15 protein-coding genes and 1 riboswitch are annotated in these 17,953 nt (G+C 45.7%); of the genes, 4 read left to right on the top strand and 11 right to left on the bottom strand.

Translation table 11 applies throughout. The features are described 5' to 3' along the window. Window positions 1-158 precede the first annotated feature (158 nt). A complete protein-coding gene (locus J2736_RS30385; protein ID WP_310502327.1) occupies window positions 159-764 on the top strand; it encodes a hypothetical protein in 606 nt (201 codons plus the stop codon). A gap of 483 nt (window positions 765-1,247) precedes the next feature. Continuing rightward, window positions 1,248-2,228 carry a cation diffusion facilitator family transporter gene (locus tag J2736_RS30390; protein ID WP_310502328.1) on the top strand — a complete coding sequence of 327 codons (981 nt, stop codon included), beginning with the start codon at window positions 1,248-1,250 and terminating at the stop codon, window positions 2,226-2,228. A 9-nt stretch (window positions 2,229-2,237) separates the two neighbouring features. On the opposite strand, the gene J2736_RS30395 is transcribed toward J2736_RS30390, so the two are convergent. The 7 genes from J2736_RS30395 to J2736_RS30425 all read right to left on the bottom strand — a co-directional run bounded on the left by J2736_RS30395 (window position 2,238) and on the right by J2736_RS30425 (window position 10,134). Next, entirely contained in the window at window positions 2,238-3,299 is a 1,062-nt protein-coding gene (locus J2736_RS30395; RefSeq protein ID WP_310502329.1) for a LacI family DNA-binding transcriptional regulator, read from the bottom strand. 144 nt (window positions 3,300-3,443) lie between these two features. After that, window positions 3,444-4,262, bottom strand: a complete 819-nt coding sequence (locus J2736_RS30400) for an ABC transporter ATP-binding protein (protein ID WP_310502330.1) — start codon at window positions 4,260-4,262, stop codon at window positions 3,444-3,446. 1 nt (window position 4,263) lies between these two features. After that, entirely contained in the window at window positions 4,264-5,082 is an 819-nt protein-coding gene (locus tag J2736_RS30405) for an ABC transporter permease (protein WP_310502331.1), read from the bottom strand. 22 nt (window positions 5,083-5,104) lie between these two features. Then, window positions 5,105-6,124 carry an ABC transporter substrate-binding protein gene (locus J2736_RS30410; RefSeq protein WP_310502332.1) on the bottom strand — a complete coding sequence of 340 codons (1,020 nt, stop codon included), beginning with the start codon at window positions 6,122-6,124 and terminating at the stop codon, window positions 5,105-5,107. A 65-nt stretch (window positions 6,125-6,189) separates the two neighbouring features. Further along, window positions 6,190-6,300: riboswitch (guanidine-I (ykkC/yxkD leader) on the bottom strand. Between the two features lie 630 nt (window positions 6,301-6,930). Continuing rightward, a complete protein-coding gene (gene sdhB, locus J2736_RS30415) occupies window positions 6,931-7,695 on the bottom strand; it encodes a succinate dehydrogenase iron-sulfur subunit (protein ID WP_310502333.1) in 765 nt (254 codons plus the stop codon). 2 nt (window positions 7,696-7,697) lie between these two features. Next, the gene (gene sdhA, locus J2736_RS30420) at window positions 7,698-9,461 is read right to left on the bottom strand and encodes a succinate dehydrogenase flavoprotein subunit (protein ID WP_310502334.1); all 1,764 of its coding nucleotides are present in this window, start codon (window positions 9,459-9,461) and stop codon (window positions 7,698-7,700) included. A 16-nt stretch (window positions 9,462-9,477) separates the two neighbouring features. Next, window positions 9,478-10,134 carry a succinate dehydrogenase cytochrome b558 subunit gene (locus J2736_RS30425; protein ID WP_310502379.1) on the bottom strand — a complete coding sequence of 219 codons (657 nt, stop codon included), beginning with the start codon at window positions 10,132-10,134 and terminating at the stop codon, window positions 9,478-9,480. 277 nt (window positions 10,135-10,411) lie between these two features. Here J2736_RS30425 and J2736_RS30430 point away from each other — a divergent pair, with 277 nt between their 5' ends. Further along, window positions 10,412-11,308, top strand: a complete 897-nt coding sequence (locus J2736_RS30430; RefSeq protein ID WP_310502335.1) for a LysR family transcriptional regulator — start codon at window positions 10,412-10,414, stop codon at window positions 11,306-11,308. A gap of 9 nt (window positions 11,309-11,317) precedes the next feature. Here the strand turns inward: J2736_RS30430 and J2736_RS30435 are convergent, their stop codons facing one another. The 3 genes from J2736_RS30435 to J2736_RS30445 are packed head-to-tail and all read right to left on the bottom strand — an operon-like array spanning window position 11,318 to window position 14,155. After that, window positions 11,318-12,073, bottom strand: coding sequence for a response regulator transcription factor (locus tag J2736_RS30435; protein ID WP_310502336.1), 756 nt, complete (start codon window positions 12,071-12,073; stop codon window positions 11,318-11,320). A gap of 53 nt (window positions 12,074-12,126) precedes the next feature. After that, complete coding sequence (locus J2736_RS30440; RefSeq protein ID WP_310502337.1) at window positions 12,127-12,789, bottom strand: potassium channel family protein; 663 nt, start codon at window positions 12,787-12,789, stop codon at window positions 12,127-12,129. Window positions 12,790-12,802: 13 nt separating this feature from the next. Further along, window positions 12,803-14,155, bottom strand: a complete 1,353-nt coding sequence (locus J2736_RS30445) for a TrkH family potassium uptake protein (RefSeq protein WP_310502338.1) — start codon at window positions 14,153-14,155, stop codon at window positions 12,803-12,805. Window positions 14,156-14,363: 208 nt separating this feature from the next. Here J2736_RS30445 and J2736_RS30450 point away from each other — a divergent pair, with 208 nt between their 5' ends. After that, window positions 14,364-16,004: a CPBP family intramembrane glutamic endopeptidase gene (locus J2736_RS30450; protein ID WP_310502339.1), complete on the top strand. Its 1,641-nt coding sequence runs from the start codon at window positions 14,364-14,366 to the stop codon at window positions 16,002-16,004. Here the strand turns inward: J2736_RS30450 and uvrC are convergent. Continuing rightward, the gene (gene uvrC / locus J2736_RS30455; RefSeq protein WP_310502340.1) at window positions 15,964-17,862 is read right to left on the bottom strand and encodes an excinuclease ABC subunit UvrC; all 1,899 of its coding nucleotides are present in this window, start codon (window positions 17,860-17,862) and stop codon (window positions 15,964-15,966) included. The genes J2736_RS30450 and uvrC overlap by 41 nt on opposite strands. Window positions 17,863-17,953 lie beyond the last annotated feature (91 nt).

Below are 17,953 nucleotides of genomic sequence, written 5' to 3' on the forward strand. Positions count from 1 at the left end.
CTACAGCGTAGCATCATTCGCATAAGAGTTGCTTGGGCTTCCGTCTCAAAAACATGGGGAATCGTCCAGAAAAACGTGCCGAATTTTCACAAAACTTTTCCTGCTGCTATTTTACCCTTATACTAAATGGATACAACTGGTAAATGGAGGTATAGACGATGGCTTGGTCTGAATTACATAAGGTGCCCAATGAATACAGTGATGAAATGAGGAAGATTGATGAATCCCTTCTTCAGCTTTTAACAGAGCGCAAATCCCTAGCAAAAGGAAGACGGTTTTACCCAGAGAAGGAAGTCTTGCAAGAATGGTCAGCTCGATTCGGGATCGAGATCCCACAGATCAACTGGCTGCTGAACAGTCTGAATGAGCATTACCCTGTCATGCCGAATGAACCAGGTGATTTGGAGCATGTGATGCCCATCATGAAGACATCGGTGGTTGGTGACTTTGCGTATACATTGACACATGCGATGCAGCATCAGCACAGTAGTATTGTTTACGTCGAAATTAAGCTCCGTCCAATTGATGCACATTTCAGTAACTTCCGTCCACAGCTCCAGCTTGATATTCAAGGAAGTGAACACTATCGTATCGTCAGAAATGGTTCAAGAGGTGGTGGTGGTCAGACACAAATCACCTATCTCGTCTCACCTCGTTTACCTGATCATGTGGATGGGCTGCATTTTGCCTTAATTCCGTATGCCAGCCCGATGGAATCTCCGCCTAAGGAGATCGTTTTGGATCAGGAAGTTCAATTTGATTAATATAGAGGAAACTCACGCTCTGACAGCAAAAAAAGCCCATCACTGGGCTTTTCTTGTTTCATATACATCATTCTATGTTACTAATCGCTATGGTAACTGTCAGTGCCGCAAGATATAAGGCCAGAGGTGAACGTCTGCGCTTTGCGAGTTTTTTACTCAAACTTCATCCCTCCTAGATGTAAATTCTTCATAAGAAGATTTAACCAATCTAGCGAGGGATGAATCATTTTCGTAATTTCATAAAAAAAGGAACCCAGCCAACGGGGCCGGGTTCTAAAAAGTTTATATTAAAAAGGGGGTCTTGTTTATTATATTACCAAGTGAACATTATGGAACCATAACAGGAATATTTCATTTCTGTTACAAAATAGAAAACGCTTTATTATATCCAAAATCCTCCCACAATTTTAGTTGCACCTTTCACCTATGTGGCATATACTAAATACATGTTAATTAGAATTATTCTAAATAAGGAGGAAGCCTATGAGCGTCGAGTATGACTATCATCATCTCCACCATGTGAAAGTACAAAGTAAGTCAAGAAAAACCCTGTGGGTCACCCTCATGTTAACTGCATTTTTTACGATTGTTGAAATTGTCGGTGGGGTGCTCTCGAATTCCCTGGCTCTTTTGTCCGATTCTGCCCATATGATTTCAGATGTCATTGCACTAGGCCTAAGCATGGTGGCCATACATCTAGCTACGCGTCAGCCTAACGCCCGTTTCACTTTTGGATTCCTGCGCTTTGAGATTATCGCTTCATTTCTCAACGGGTTAGCACTGTGTATGATCGCATTGGGTATTTTTATCGAAGGTGTCCAGCGTGTCATCCACCCTCAACCCATACAATTGGGTCTCATGCTTGGCATTGCTTCCATTGGTTTCGTCGTTAACCTCGTGCTCACACTAGTTCTCCATAACAGCGTTAAGGAGGAGGATAATCTGAATGTGCAGAGCGCGCTTTGGCACTTTTTTGGCGACTTACTAAGCTCTGTTGGTGTCATCATTTCAGCCATTATCATTTATTACTCTGGCCTCCTCTGGTTCGATCCGCTGATTTCGATGGTGATTGGGGGCATTATTTTTACAGGTGGGGGCAAAATTATCCGAGAATCCTTCATGATCCTGATGGAATCTGTCCCTGAAAGGTTTAATTTAGATGAAATCCGCTCCGTGATCGCGAAGGTAGAAGGCGTAGAAGATGTGCATGAAATGCATCTCTGGGCGGTTTCGACCGACCATTATTCGCTGACTGCCCATGTGTTCATTAGCCCGAACATACAACCGTTCTGCGTCATTTTGGCCATTAATGAAACGCTAAAAAGCAAGTACGGCATCGAACATGCCACGATTCAAGTCGAGCACGCCGACATTAATCCGCATGGCACGTACGGGAAGGATTTTCTGCGACAGCAAAAACAGATCAAACAACAAACAAACCGTACATCACCTCTTCCGAAGTGATGTACGGTTTTATTTATTCTGCGTCGAGTTCCGCACAACCATTTCCATATCGATGAGCAACTCGTGCCCCTTCATCTGGGCTAAATATGAATCGAGCAGCTTCGCACTTTCCTCATCCAACTCTTCCCCTATCTGCCGCATGAGGAAAGCCGCGACTAAACGAGTTTGCAGCTCCACCGGCATCTCGAAGCTTGTAATGGACGGAAAGCTCGCTTTGGCGAAATGCTCATTATCCATCCCAATAAGCTGCACATCCTCAGGAACACGGATACCTCGCGCATGGCATTCAGCAATCAGCTCCAACGCCAGGGCATCATTGAATGTGTAAATACCAATAGGCCGCAACTCGCCGCTCACACGCAAGGCTTCATCTAAGGTGCCAGATACTCCTAGCTCGCCAGCATCCAAAAGTGCATGTACGGTTGACTCTGTTTGATCGCCCAGCCCAGCTAGAAAACCTTCGATCCGCTGCTCATTGGCACCCATTCCCTTACGTCTACCCGCATAGAAGACGGCTCGACAGCCATGTGCAAGGAAGTACTGTACGGCCTGACTCGATGCCTTGGCAAAATCCAAATTTACCGCCAGCTTCGTAATCTCATTCGGCCAGCCCCAGCCGTTAAATATGACGAGCGGCGTACCTTCGCCGACCAACTGCTGCGTGGAATGCATACTGATGGCCAAACCATGTGAAACCAACCCGTCCACACGCCGTTGTAATAAATGCTCAATATGCCGGGTCTCAACCTCAGGGTCCATGCCTGCAGCTGAAAACACAGATAAATGATAGCCATAACTGTGAAATCTCTGTTCAAGCTTTTCTGCAAATCGGCCGTAATACCCGCCAAAATGCGGGAGAATTAGCCCCAACTCATTCGAGCGCCGCCGGCTCAAATTGGTCGCCATCACGTTCCGACGGTAACCTAACCGTGCAACGGCTTCATCTACTTTACGGATCGTTTCCGGTGACATTGGAACTTTTCTGCGATTAATCACATTCGACACCGTCGCAATGGACACACCTGCCTCAGTGGCAACATCGACGATGGTAGCTTGTTTGTTTTTTTTCATCCCATGCCCTCATTCTTGAAACGCTTAAACATATTGTAGCTAGAAGGGGATAGCTCGTCAAATCACTCTTCACCCCCTATGCCAAAACAAAAAAGGCACCACAAGCAGATTAATCCGCTAATGATGCCCATGCCCCTGTTGCCCTTACTCGTCGTGATGCCCAATCAACGAAATGATCTGCTTCTTCAGCTTCACAAAAGCTTCCGAGTCCTTCACATCCTCTACTTGCCGCAGTCCGTGCGGGATGACAATCTCACTGCGAATCGTTCCAGGATGCGCCTGCATCACATACACCCGTTGCGATAGAAAGATGGCTTCCTCGATATCGTGCGTGATGAAAACAACCGTCGTTTTCTCCTTTTCCCAAATGCGCAGCAACAGCTCCTGCATGGCATTCTTCGTCTGCGGATCAAGCGCTCCAAACGGTTCATCCATCAGCAGCACATCCGGATTATTCGCCAACGCTCGCGCGATGGCAACCCGCTGCTTCATACCACCCGACAGTTCCTTCGGCAGTGATTTTGCGAATTTCTGCAAACCGACAAGCTCCATGAAATGATCGGATATGGCTCTCTTTTCAAACAAAGGAACTCCCTTCAACGTCAAGCCGAACTCGATATTCTCTCGCACAGATAACCAGGGAAACAAGGTATAGCTCTGAAAAACCATGCCTCTATCGGCACCTGGACCCTCAATTTCATGACCATTGATACTCAAATCCCCCATCGTTAAGGGCTCCAAACCAGCAATGATACGCAATAAAGATGACTTCCCGCAGCCTGAAGGGCCAACGAAACTAACAAATTCATGGGCATCTACATGAAAGGATACACGATCCAAAGCGACGAACTGCGACTTCTTCGAACTGTATACCTTCGTAACCTCGACAGCTTCGATTTTACGCACGGCTGCACGTTTCCCAGATGAGGGCACGCTGTTATCTACCAGATTCAAAGCTTCCATCTTAACGCCCTCCTTCCAACCATGGGAAAAACCGCTTATGACAATAAGCAAATGTGCGATCTGTTAATAAACCAAGCAAACCAATCGCAATAATGCCTACAAAAATTTGATCCGTATTCAGAAACCTCTGCGCCTTCATAATCGAAAATCCAAGACCACTGCTAGCCGCAACTAACTCTGCTACGACCAGATACGTCCATGCCCACCCAATGATTAAGCGCAGCGTGTTCATCAAATCTGGCAATAGTGCTGGAATCAGCACCTTTTCGATTACCTGCCACCGTTTCGCGCCAAGCGTATAGGAGGTTTGCAGCAGATCATTGGACACCGACCGTGTATTGTCTGCAACCATCAGCATCAGTTGGAAGAAGCATCCCAGGAAGATAACAAGAATTTTCGCCCATTCGCCAATCCCTGCCCATACCATAATTAAAGGAATGAATGCCGTCGCAGGCATATACCGAATGAATTCAGCACCAGGTACGAACAATGCCTCAGCAAAACGAAATGTTCCCGCCAATATCCCGAGTGGAATCCCGATTAAACAAGCAAGCAAGAATCCACCGCCAACTCGGAAAATACTAATCCAAACATGATCCCAGAATACGGGGTTCTGTAATTGAATCCCAAACTGCCGTAGTACCTGATCAGGCGTTGGCAGGAAGGTGCGATTTACGAATTCGCCGTAGCTCATTACGCTCCAGAATAATAAGACAACCGCAACGATGAGTACGACACCAGACAAGTAGGCTCTACGGCTTATATCACCACGTATGGCAAACAATGTGGACTTCCGTCTTTTTTTTAGCTGTGTTTCCATCTGCAGTCCTCCTGTTCAGCCTTTATTTCTTGCGTTCCTTCATGACTTCCTCAACAAAATGGCCGTCCAAGAAGGTTTCCGCTTTCGGTATGGTGCTAAGCATATCCAAGCCTTTTAAGAATTCGGCTGTTTTCACAGAAGTAAAGGCTAGAGACTCATAGGAATCCCCTTTGGCGAAAGCTTTGACGTTATCCTCCAGTTGGAATATCTTCACGCTATCCACACCAGCTTTGTATTCATCGACAGGCGTCTCTGCGGCTTTGGCCATAATTTTCAGAGACTCCTCTGGATTGGCTTTCCAGTAGTCCAAAGCATCGAACCAAGCGTTAATGATCTTTTTCACATCGTCTGGACGATTCTTCGTAATTTCTTCTTTAAACACGAGCAAGTCTGGGATCAATCCAGGTGTATCCTTGGATGAAAAGAGCAGCTTCCCTTTCCCCTCTTGAATGGCTTTGCTTAGGAAAGGCTCCCAGAGTACTGCAGCATCCAGATTGCCCGCTATGAACGCTGGCCCTGCATCGTTGACTGTCATATTCGTATAAGAGACATCTTTCTCTGCTAATCCTGCTTTCTCAAGCGCTGTCAGCATCAGAAGATGATCGACTGTTCCAAGCTCAGTAGCGACTTTCTTCCCTTTCAAATCTTTCAAAGAATTGATACTTGGCTTCACGACAACACCGTCGCCGCCATTGGAGTTATCATTAACCAGCACTGCTTTCAGCTTAATGCCTTTACTTGCTGGAGCTAGTGTATCACTTAACGTTTGACTATTTGCATCTACTTTACCTGATGCGAGAGCGGATAGGGAGTCACTGTATACAGGGAACCAGACCAGATCCACGTTCACGCCATTCTTCTCAAAAAAGCCCTTCTCCTTCACGAGGTACCACACGAACCAGCCCGGCCATGGACTAAGCGCCAACTTAATTGGCTCCTTGCTGCCTCCTGCTGACGTACTCGCTTCTTTGCTGCCACACCCGCTGATTACTGTAAAAGTAAATAATACCGCCAACATCAGAAATATTGTTTTTTGTCTCATTCTCCGAACTCCCTCTCTGTATAAAATGATAAGGAAAAAGCCCGGAATGATATCATATCCTGATATCCTCCCGGGCTTTTATCCCTCCGTGTGCACGATGAGGTACTCATCGTGTGTCTTCTCTTGGACCTGACCGATAGCCTTCATTCTATCGCGGAACCCTAGAAAACAAGTTTGCTATGCGGTTGTTTCTTCGTTGTCTTACTTTTGTCTATATCATACTTAGATTAGCGAGTCATGTCAATATATATAACACAAATAAATAAAAGGTTGTCAAAAAGGTCTGCTGCGTAATATTATATAACATATAGATGGGCTATTCGGAGGTGTCGCGATGCTTTCGATTCATTTCCACATTCTTATGTTAGATAAGAAGACTATCCCACCTGCCGCGACGCCCTCAATTGTTTTCCCCTATAAATAATCATGATGCAAGTGTATGCGTGTCAATCCCCGTGGTTCACTAACCTCTACACATGATTCAAAAGACCTGAGAGTCTGACTCAGGTCTTTTTGTTGTTCCGAGACGTGAGGATTCGGCGGGGAGTATCCCTGTACCAATTCCCCGCACCGACTGAGTGACATACACCCAATCCTTCTCACAATCTCCCACTACCCTCTTGCTTCTCATTATCTCTACTATCCCCTTCGCTCAGGTTACAAATTTCATTCCAACATTCAGCAACCTTTTCTTCTGAGCCAAAGGGATAGTGCCAATAGACCGATGAATAAGGACACACTACACCGCAAAAAAAAGCCCAGCACCCCAAAGGGTGCCAAGCTTTTATCTGTCAGCGCAACTTAACTTACACGCCTAACCATTTCTTGAACAAGTGCTTCGTCGTATCCAAGTTCAACGCTGCGATCGACGTTGTAAGTGGAATCCCTTTCGGACAGGAGCGTACGCAGTTCTGCGAGTTCCCGCAGCCTTCGATACCGCCATCTGTCATCAGCGTATCCAGACGCTCGTCTTTGTTCATCTCACCTGTTGGGTGAGCGTTGAAGAGACGAACTTGCGATAATGCGGAAGGCCCGATAAACGAGTTTTTGTCATTAACGTTCGGACAGGCTTCCAGACACACGCCGCATGTCATACATTTGGACAACTCATAAGCCCATTGACGCTTCGACTCGGCCATACGCGGTCCAGGACCAAGATCGTATGTTCCATCGATAGGAACCCATGCCTTAACCTTTTTCAACGCGTTGAACATGCGTCCACGATCGATTACAAGGTCACGCATAACAGGGAACGTGCTCATAGGTGCTACGCGAATTGGCTGCTCCAGCTTATCTACAAGCGCGGAACAAGCTTGGCGAGGCTTTCCATTGATAACCATGGAACAAGCGCCGCATACTTCCTCCAGACAGTTGGATTCCCAACATACGGGTGTTGTTTTCTCGCCATTCGCATTTTTAGGATTACGTTGAACTTCCATCAAACCGCTGATCACGTTCATGTTCGCGCGGTAGGGAATTTCAAACTCCTCTGTATAAGGTTTAGAATCCGGACTCTCTTGACGAGTCACGATAAACTTCACAGTTTTCGTTGCACTTAGTGTCTCCGCCATGATCAGGATCCCTCCTTTTTCTTCTCCGTGGAGTAGTCACGTTTACGAGGTTTAATCAACGATACATCAATTTCATCATACGAAATCTTAGGACCATCTGGCGTCCAGTCTGCGATTGTCGTTTTCATGAAGTTATCATCATCACGTTCTGGGAATTCTGGCTTGTAGTGCGCGCCGCGACTTTCATCACGCATCAAGGCGCCAACCGTCATCGCTTCAGCAAGCTCGAACATGTTCCATAGCTGGCGTGTGAACGCAACACCTTGGTTGTTCCAACGTGCTGTATCTGTAATGTTGATGTTGTTGTAACGTTCTTTCAAGTCTTTGATCTTGCCAATCGTTTCTGTCAAACGATCGTTGTAACGCACAACTGTCATGTTCGCATTCATCATGTCACCAAGCTCTTTATGAAGCACGTACGCATTCTCTGTACCGTTGTTCATTTTGAGCAAACTTTCATAACGATCTGTATGACGTTTCTTCTCACGGTCATAGATGATCGATGATGTATCATCCGCATGTTTGGATAAACCGCGAATGTACTCAACCGCTTTAGGACCAGAAACCATACCGTCATAGATAGCAGAAACAAGGGAGTTCGCGCCCAAACGGTTTGCACCGTGATGCTGATACTCACACTCACCTGCTGCGAATAGACCAGGGACGTTCGTCATCATGTTATAGTCAACCCACATGCCGCCCATCGAATAATGAACAGCTGGGAAAATCTTCATTGGAATTTTACGCGGGTCGTCGCCCATGAACTTCTCGTAAATTTCCATAATACCGCCGAGCTTAATATCAAGCTCTTTCGGGTCTTTATGAGAAAGATCCAAGTAAACCATGTTCTCGCCGTTAATCCCTAGCTTCTGATCAATACATACGGAGAAGATCTCGCGCGTTGCAATATCACGAGGAACAAGGTTACCGTACGCTGGGTATTTCTCTTCAAGGAAGTACCAAGGCTTACCATCTTTGTACGTCCAAATACGGCCGCCCTCACCACGTGCAGATTCGGACATCAAGCGCAGCTTGTCGTCTCCAGGAATCGCTGTTGGATGAATTTGAATCATTTCACCGTTCGCATATTTCACACCTTGTTGGTAAACCGCACTTGCGGCAGTACCTGTGTTAATAACGGAGTTCGTTGTTTTCCCGAAAATAATCCCAGGACCACCTGTTGCCAAGATCACTGCATCTGATGGGAACGTTTGAATTTCCATGCTGCGCAAATCTTGTGCGGCGATACCACGGCATACACCTTCGTCATCAATAACTGAACCGAGGAATTCCCAGTGTTCGAATTTCGTTACGAGACCTGCTGTTTCCCAACGACGTACTTGCTCATCGAGAGCATACAGAAGTTGTTGACCTGTCGTTGCACCAGCAAATGCTGTACGGTGATATTTGGTACCACCGAAACGACGGAAATCAAGCAAACCTTCTGGTGTACGGTTAAACATAACGCCCATCCGGTCCATCAAGTGAATGATACCTGGAGCCGCGTCACATAATGCTTTAACTGGAGGTTGATTCGCTAAGAAATCTCCCCCGTAAACTGTATCGTCAAAGTGCTCCCACGTGGAGTCACCTTCACCCTTCGTATTCACCGCACCGTTAATGCCGCCTTGCGCACATACGGAGTGGGAACGTTTCACAGGAACCAAGGAGAACAATTGTACATGAACTCCAGCCTCTGCTGCTTTAATTGTCGCCATGAGTCCCGCAAGGCCTCCGCCGACGACGATGATTTTTGAATTAGCCACTTCTGTTCACCCTCCCTTATTTCCCCGTATGCGCTTCTACTGGAACTGAAAATTCTGTACCTGTAAACGCAGTTAATGACATGATAAACATCACCGTCATTAGAACGAACAAGCCCATTGTAATGATAGTCGAAAAGCGTTGCGCACGCGGTCCAACCGTAATACCCCAGCTCACTAGGAATGACCATAGGCCGTTCGTGAAATGGAATGTTGCGGATACAATCCCGATCAAGTATAGCGTGAATACTACTGGATTCGTTGCAATATCGTGCATCGTGTTCCCAAGTGCCTCATGCGCCACATTGCCTAGGGCAACCTGAATACGAGTCTCGAATAGATGCCATGCAATGAACAAGAAAGTAAGTACCCCTGTTACACGTTGCAACATAAACATCGTATTACGGAAATACCCGTAGCTAGATACGTTATTACGCGATTGATAGGCTACATAAAGTCCATAAACGGCATGGTAAAGAAGTGGAAGCCAAATCCCCACGATTTCCAATAACAATCTCAACGGCAAATCGTTCAACCAGTTAATTTGATCCAGGAAGGCTTCAGGTCCTTTGGTAGCTTCATAGTTAGTGAGCAAATGCTCAATAAGGAAGAAGCCCACTGGAATGACACCTAGTAACGAGTGGATCTTACGAAAGTAATACGAATTACTCATAATGTAACCAATTCCCCCCTCAACAAAATTCAAACACAATTAACATCCGACAAGTTTTGACAAAAACAAGCCACATATCATTGTACTCTCGCCGCAAACGAGCGTCAACCCATAATCATCCACGCCTATTTTGCCAATTCATTCAATGATTATACACAAAGGTTCACGAAATATAGATAATTTGTGACATGTACATCGTACCTCTTTCATGCTTATAATGGAAGTGCCGTTTTTTTATATCTACTTATAACTATTTCACATATAGAGGCGAGGTAAACGTATGGAGCTGTTAGATGTTTTCGCCATTGTTGTCGAACAAGTCAGTCTTAACAAAGCGTCACAATTATTAAACATTTCACAACCTGCACTTTCACGGAAAATTATGAAGCTGGAAGATGAGCTTGGCGTGGAGCTTTTTATCCGGAAGGGGAAACGACTGGAGTTAACCAAAGCGGGGCAACTCTGCTATGATCACGCCTTGGAGAAACGTCTTCTTGAACGAAAGTTCAAGCAAGCTCTCCATAGCTTTAAAGCCGCGGGCAGTACTTCATCACTGACCATCGGCGCTTCACTTACAACACTCCAAGCTACACTGCCTGATCTGATCACCGATTACTTGCAGGATTATCCACTGACGGATATTAAGCTGCTAACTGGCAAAACCCATGAGATTGTCTCCCTAGTGAAAGACAACAAAGTGGATATCGGCATCGTTGCCTCTCAGATTAATGCGACAAGTCTGCATTGTGAACCGTTGTTCGATGATCATCTCTGCTTAGTGCTCCCATCCGGACATCCGTTAATCGATCAGCCGGAAATTACAATGAAGGACTTAAATGAATTGCCGATGATCCTTTTTTCGAAAGGGACTTGGTACCGCATTTTGATGGACGAGCTCTTCAATCGTTTCACGATCTTTCCTAACGTTCAAATGGAGATCGACTCCTTTGAAGCGATTATCCGACTTGTTTCCACTTGCAAAACAGCGACATTATTACCCAAATCCTACTTGCGTGAAGATTTAATTCAGAATAATGAACTAATTTTGAGAGAACTCCAGGAACTGGAACAAACGAAGCGAACAACCTCGCTTATTTACTCCGATCACTCTGCTGACAATGCAGAATCCATGAAGTTCGTCGCCCAAGCTATCAAATACTTCGCTAAGAACCGCTAGCCCCGCCTATTACATGCGTACGAATTTATAACCAACACCCCAAACCGTCCGAATCCATTTCGGCTCTTTGGGGTTATCTTCAATCTTCTTTCGAAGATTCGCAATATGTACATCAATCGCCCTGTCCGTTACAAAAGAGTCAAAACCGCGAACCGTCTGCAATAAATCTTCCCGACTATACACGCGCCCAGGGTTGTTGATGAAGCATTTCATAATCTCAAATTCGGAATAGGTCGTTTCTACGATCTCGCCATACACACTCATAGAACGCGTATTTATGTTAAGCGTTATTTTGTCGTGTTTATCCATAACCGCCGATACGGCAGCCGTTTTAGGCACTTCAACTTCGTTCACATCTCGTGGTTCCGACTGTGTCGCCTGAAGCTGGTTCATGGATGGATACATCTTAGCTCGACGAATGAGCGCATGAGCCCTGGCAATCAATTCATGCATACTGAATGGCTTGCACATGAAATCATCAGCGCCTGCACCTAGCGCATTCACACGTTCCACGATTTTATTTTTCATCGAAACAATCATGATTGGTATACTTGAGTTTTCACGAACTTGTCGACATATCGCTAGCCCATCCATGTCTGGCAGCACCCAATCCAACAGAATTAGATCTGGTTGAAATTGCGGGATTGCCGCGATGCCACTCATGCCATTCTCCTTACGGATGATATGAAAACCCTCTTCCTTCAAATACATCGTGACCATATCACCGATCATCGCATCATCTTCGATCATGAGTACCTTATACATGCGTTGTCCACCTTCATCAAAATTTCACTCGCTGCAGGACATGGAATGTGTGATCAGCCGATAACTTGACTTTCAAAATCATTAATCTGGTTGTTCGTTCCAATGAGTACCATGATGTCGTTCTCATTCACCTTGTCACCCGCTTGCGGTGCAATGATAACCCCAGTCTGCTTATTAATCGCCACAACACTGCAACCATACTTCGCTCGTGGATCTAACTCCTGAATTGTAAAGCCGCATAAACGTTTCGGGACCTTCAACTCAACAATTGTATAGTCTTTCGAAATTTCAATGTAATCTAATAAATTCGGTGTCACTAGCTGATGGGCTACACGAATGCCCATATCACGTTCCGGATAGACGACGCGATCGACGCCTAGTTTCGTCAGAACTTTTCCGTGAAGCTCGGATAACGCCTTGGCAACCACTTGGTTAACCCCTAAATCTTTCATCACAATGGCTGTCAAAATACTGGATTGAATATCATCCCCAATGGCGATGACAGCACAATCAAAATTACGAATCCCTAAAGATTTGAGCACATCTTCATCCGTTGCATCCGCGACAACCGCATGTGTCAACTGATCACTCATATCGTTCACGACTTCTTCATCCATGTCAATCCCTAACACTTCATGTCCAAGCTTCATTAATTCTTTAGAAAGGCTTGACCCAAATCTGCCTAGCCCTACTACCACATATTGTTTCTTCTTCATCTTGCTGTAACCCCTATCCAATCGTAATTTTCCCCTCAGGGTATCTAAATAATTCTTTTTCCTGCTTTGGTTGCAGCGCATAAGCTAGTGTGACGGTTCCTAGACGTCCTGCAAACATCGTTATACTGATTAGCACCTTGCCAAATGCCGTTAACTCCGGCGTTAATCCCATGGTCAGGCCCACTGTTCCGAATGCTGATGTGACCTCGAACAAGATTTTGATAAAGGACGAATCCTGCGTTGTAGATAAAATCATGGTGACGATAATAACTAAGAATAAGGACATCATGGTTAACGTAATGGCTTTAAGAATGCGATCTTTCGCTAAGCGGTACCGGAAAACAACGATATCTTCTTTTCCACGAATCATGGTAATAATGGCACTGATCAGAATCATAAAAGTAGTTACCTTGATGCCTCCGCCCGTCGATCCTGGAGAAGCACCAATAAACATAAGAATAATCATAAGGAATTGAGATGCTTGGCGTAACGCACTAATATCGACCGTATTCGGACCGGCTGACCTTGTAGCTGCAGATTGGAAGAAGGATGAGAGCATTTTGGAACCAAATTCTAAGGAACCTAAGGTTCTGATATTTGTAAACTCGAATATAAAAATACCAAGTGCACCAACAACCAATAGTAATCCACTCATGCTGAGAACAACTTTGGAGTTCAAGGATAGCTTCTTCTTTTTGCGGAGATCCATCATATCGGAAATAACGATGAACCCAATTCCACCAAGGATGATCAACATGATAGCGACAAAGTTAACTACGATGTCACCCACATATCCGGTAAGAGAAACGAAAGGAGAGTCAACCGTACCGAACAAATCAAAGCCAGCATTATTGAACATGGATACCGCATGCCAGATCCCGAAATAGAGCCCTTTGGCAAAGCCAAAATCAAACGAAAATCGAATGGTAAAAATGACTGCGGCAATCGCTTCAATGGTTAACGAATAAATGATAACTTTGCGAATGAGCCGTACGATCCCCTCCATGCTGCCTTGATTTAAGGCTTCCTGCAGGACAAGTCGTTCCTTCAAAGTGATTCGTTTCCGAAAAACGAAAGCGACTAGTGTGGCCATTGTCATAAAACCAAGCCCGCCTACTTGAATCAAAGAAATAATGACGATGTGTCCAAACGTTGTAAATGTGCTCCCCGTGTCTACGACAATCAACCCTGTCACCGTGGTCGCAGATACGGAAGTAAATAGTGCATCAATAAAGGACAAGGACTGACCTGTCGCCGAGGCAAAAGGCAGCGTCAATAGCCCCGCTCCAATAAGAATAATCACAGCGAAACCTAAAACCAGTATTTGAGGAGGTGTTAGTCGCCATATATTCAGTTTTGTATTCATCGTGCCTCCTGCATTTGTAAAAATAATCAAAATCCGCTTTGCCTATACAATAGAGTTCCCCGCTCAAAATGTAGAAATTCCGATAATTAGCAATTGATAGGTATTATATAATTGTTTCCGAATGTTTGCCAGCCAAATTGGCATTCATATTAAACTGTGTTAACGTTGAGAAATGATCGAGAATCCTGAGTTCAGAAGGGAATTGACTATGCGCAGGCTGAAATTTAATCGTTCTCTGCTCTTCTTGTGTTGTATTGGACTGCTCCTTTATTTCGGTGTTTCGATGTTGTACGGACTACACGAGGAAGAAGCATCCCCAGCGGATATGCCCACAATCTCCAAACAACAAGCAGCAGAAAGTGCGGCGTCCTTCATTCGCCAGCGATATGAGCTGCATAATCCACAAACTTACGTTGTCTATCAATCTAAGAAAGAACGAAACGGCTATTTTCAAAAAGAAAAATTACTAGAATCTTATACGAAACAATACGGCGAACGGTTCCCTATTGACTATTATCAAGTTAGTGTAAAGGATCCTACAACGAAACGGCAGTTTGAAGTGGATGTGAATTATACAAATTCATCCATCATCGGCTGGCATGAAAATCTAGAAATCAATCCGACAAGACAATCCTCACTGATTAGTAAGACGAAAGCAGATACGCTAGCGAAGGTAGAGCTTCGTCAAATGGGCTTTGATCCAGAGGATTTCAGCCGAATAGACGAAACTAGAAATAATTCGACAGAGGAACAAACAACACTTCTCTTCGAAAAACGCACGAATCCAATTGGCGAGGCTAAGCTTCAGGTTCGCGTGGATTTCGATCAGACGAATCTCACCGGCTTTCAAGTTAACTTCCAACTTCCTGCTTCTCACCTAGATTGGCTTACTAAGCAAGACGATTCCGCTTCACGCATGACGTGGGTATCCATGGGGTTCAGCTTGTTAATGACACTTGCTGCTATCGTTTTTGCCATTATCTATAGAAAACATATCCGATTCAGCAGAGGTTTGCTCCTAACAACCATCTTCTTAGTCATTTATATCATGAATAATGTGAATATGTATCCGGCTTTTCGAGTGATGAGCGGGGATATGAACAGTGATTTTGCTGTCCGGTTTACAATCCTATTTATGAGTGCCATCACACTCCTTTTAGGGATTTCGCTCTATCTTTCACTGGTCGCAGGTATTGGCCTTTGGAACTCCATTGGTCAGAATAAATGGCCTAGCTGGAAAGAGAATAGATTTGGCCAAGAGGTATATGACGGAATGGGACGCGGCTATCTGTTAGCTATCTTCGTCCTGGGAGTTCAGCAAGTCTTATTTTATGCAGGCGAAATGAAATTCGATGTATGGTCCGTCAATGACCCGACGGATTCCGTACTCAATATGCTCGAGCCTCGATTATTCCCGTTAATGGCGTGGGTTGCGGCTATTTCGGAGGAGGCCACTTTCCGGTTTCTAGGCATCATACTTTTCAAGAAGTTATTTCGCAACAACTTCATAGCCATCCTGCTTCCTAGTGTAATCTGGGCAGCTAGTCATACGCAGTATCCAATCTATCCGGTATACACGCGACTCATCGAGGTCACGATCATCGGTATCATTCTCGGTTATGTCTTTTTGAAATATGGGTTCATTACCGCTATATTTGCCCATGCTTGCATGGATAGCATTCTGATGGGCTTGTCCCTCTTCTCGTTAGGTAACGTTGGCGATGTACTTGCTGGCCTTCTGTACCTGATACTTCCCGGAATTGTTGGGGTAGGCTTGGCCTGGTTGCATGGAAAAAGGCGAAAGCCCCCTATTCCTGGGGAGCCGCCGCCTCGCCTTGAAGTGCTTTGATAATTTCATTCGCTAGTTTCTCGCCAATACCCAGAGGCTTGAAGTCCGTGACTTCAGCCTCTTTTATTTTGCGCACGGAGCCAAAATGCTTGAGCAGCGCCTTGCGGCGTTTCTCACCGATGCCCGGAATGGCATCGAGTTGTGAGACGACCATCGATTTGGCCCGCGTTTCCCGATGAAACGTGATCGCGAAGCGATGGACTTCATCTTGAATGCGCTGCAACAGATAAAACTCCTGGCTATCCCGCGGCAGCGGAACAATTTCGGCAGGATCACCGATCATCAGTTGAGCTGTCTTATGCTTGGCATCCTTCACAAGTCCGCAAATCGGGATATATAAGCCCAATTCATTCTCGAGAACGTCAATTGCGGCGGAGATTTGCCCTTTCCCCCCATCGACAACGATTAAGTCTGGCATCGTGAGATTGTCCTTCAGCACACGCTCATAGCGTCGTCTAACGACTTCCCGCATCGTTTCATAATCATCCGGTCCTACGACCGTCTTTACTTTATATTTCCGGTATTCCTTGCGATCTGGCTTACCATCAACGAAAACAACCATAGCCGATACAGGATTCGTCCCTTGGATGTTCGAGTTATCGAACGCCTCGATGCGGCGAATTGTGCCAATACCGAGCCATTCGCCGAGGTTCTCGACCGCCTTCGTCGTACGACGCTCATCCCGCTCAACGAGTTGGAATTTCTCATTCAGCGCATTCATCGCATTGTCTCTAGCCATATCGACCATTTGCTTCTTCAGCCCACGCTGCGGCATATGCACTTTCACCTTGAGCCACGATTCCAGCGCTTCGCGAATCTCCTTCTCCTCGCCCTCCGTGCGCCGGACTCCTTCGGCCAATGCCTCTTGCTGCGCTTCCGGCTCCGGCATCGTCGGCAGGAAAATCTCCTTCGGCAACGCCGGGTTATCGGCGTACATCTGCGATACATACGTCATGAAATCGTTGTATTCATCGCCGTAGTAAGGGAAGAGCGATACATGCCGCTCAATGAGCTTGCCCTGGCGCATGTACTGGATATGCACCGCCATCCAGCCTTTGTCGACGGCATAGCCGAATACATCGCGATCCAGCGCGTCTGCCGTCGTGATCTTCTGCTTCTCCATGAGCGCATCGATGCTCATGATGTGATCCCGCAGCTCCTTCGCGCGTTCGAAGTTCAGTTCCTCCGCTGCCGCCAACATCTTGGTCGTCAGCTCTTCTTTAATGATGTCGTGTCCCCCGTTCAGGAAACGACTGATCTCTTGCACCATCCGCTCATTCGTTTCCGCGGATACTTCTAAAGCGCAAGGCGCAAGACATTGACCCATATGATAGTATAGGCATACTTTATCGGGCATGGTCTTGCACTTGCGCAGCGGATACAACCGATCCAGCAGCTTCTTCGTCTGCTGGGCCGCGAAAGCATTGGGATAAGGGCCGAAATACTTCCCCTTATCCTTATACACTCGCCGCGTGACTTCCAGACGCGGCTGCTCTTCATGGGTAATTTTGATATAAGGAAACGTCTTATCATCTTTAAGAAGTACGTTATAACGAGGATGATGTTGCTTAATCAAATTACACTCAAGAATGAGTGCCTCCATGTTAGAGGAGGTGATAATATATTCAAAGTCGCGAATTTCGCTGACTAGCTTTTGCGTCTTGGCACTGTGACTCCCCGTAAAATAGGAGCGCACACGATTTTTCAATACTTTAGCTTTACCTACATAAATAATCGTGCCTTGATGGTTCTTCATAATATAGCAGCCTGGCTTATCAGGTAATAAAGATAGCTTGTGCCGGATCGTTTCCAGACTCTGTTCGCGGACGTCAACGTCCTCTTGCTCGAAGTCAGTCATCCTCTAAATCTCCTTCCAGAAAAAATCTTCGCGAATGAAAAAAAAAGCTCTTTCTCAGCATAGCAGAAAAAGAGCTTTTTCTCACGAACAA

Origin of the sequence: Paenibacillus qinlingensis (assembly GCF_031455095.1) — a bacterium.
Taxonomy (GTDB): domain Bacteria; phylum Bacillota; class Bacilli; order Paenibacillales; family NBRC-103111; genus Paenibacillus_E; species Paenibacillus_E qinlingensis_A.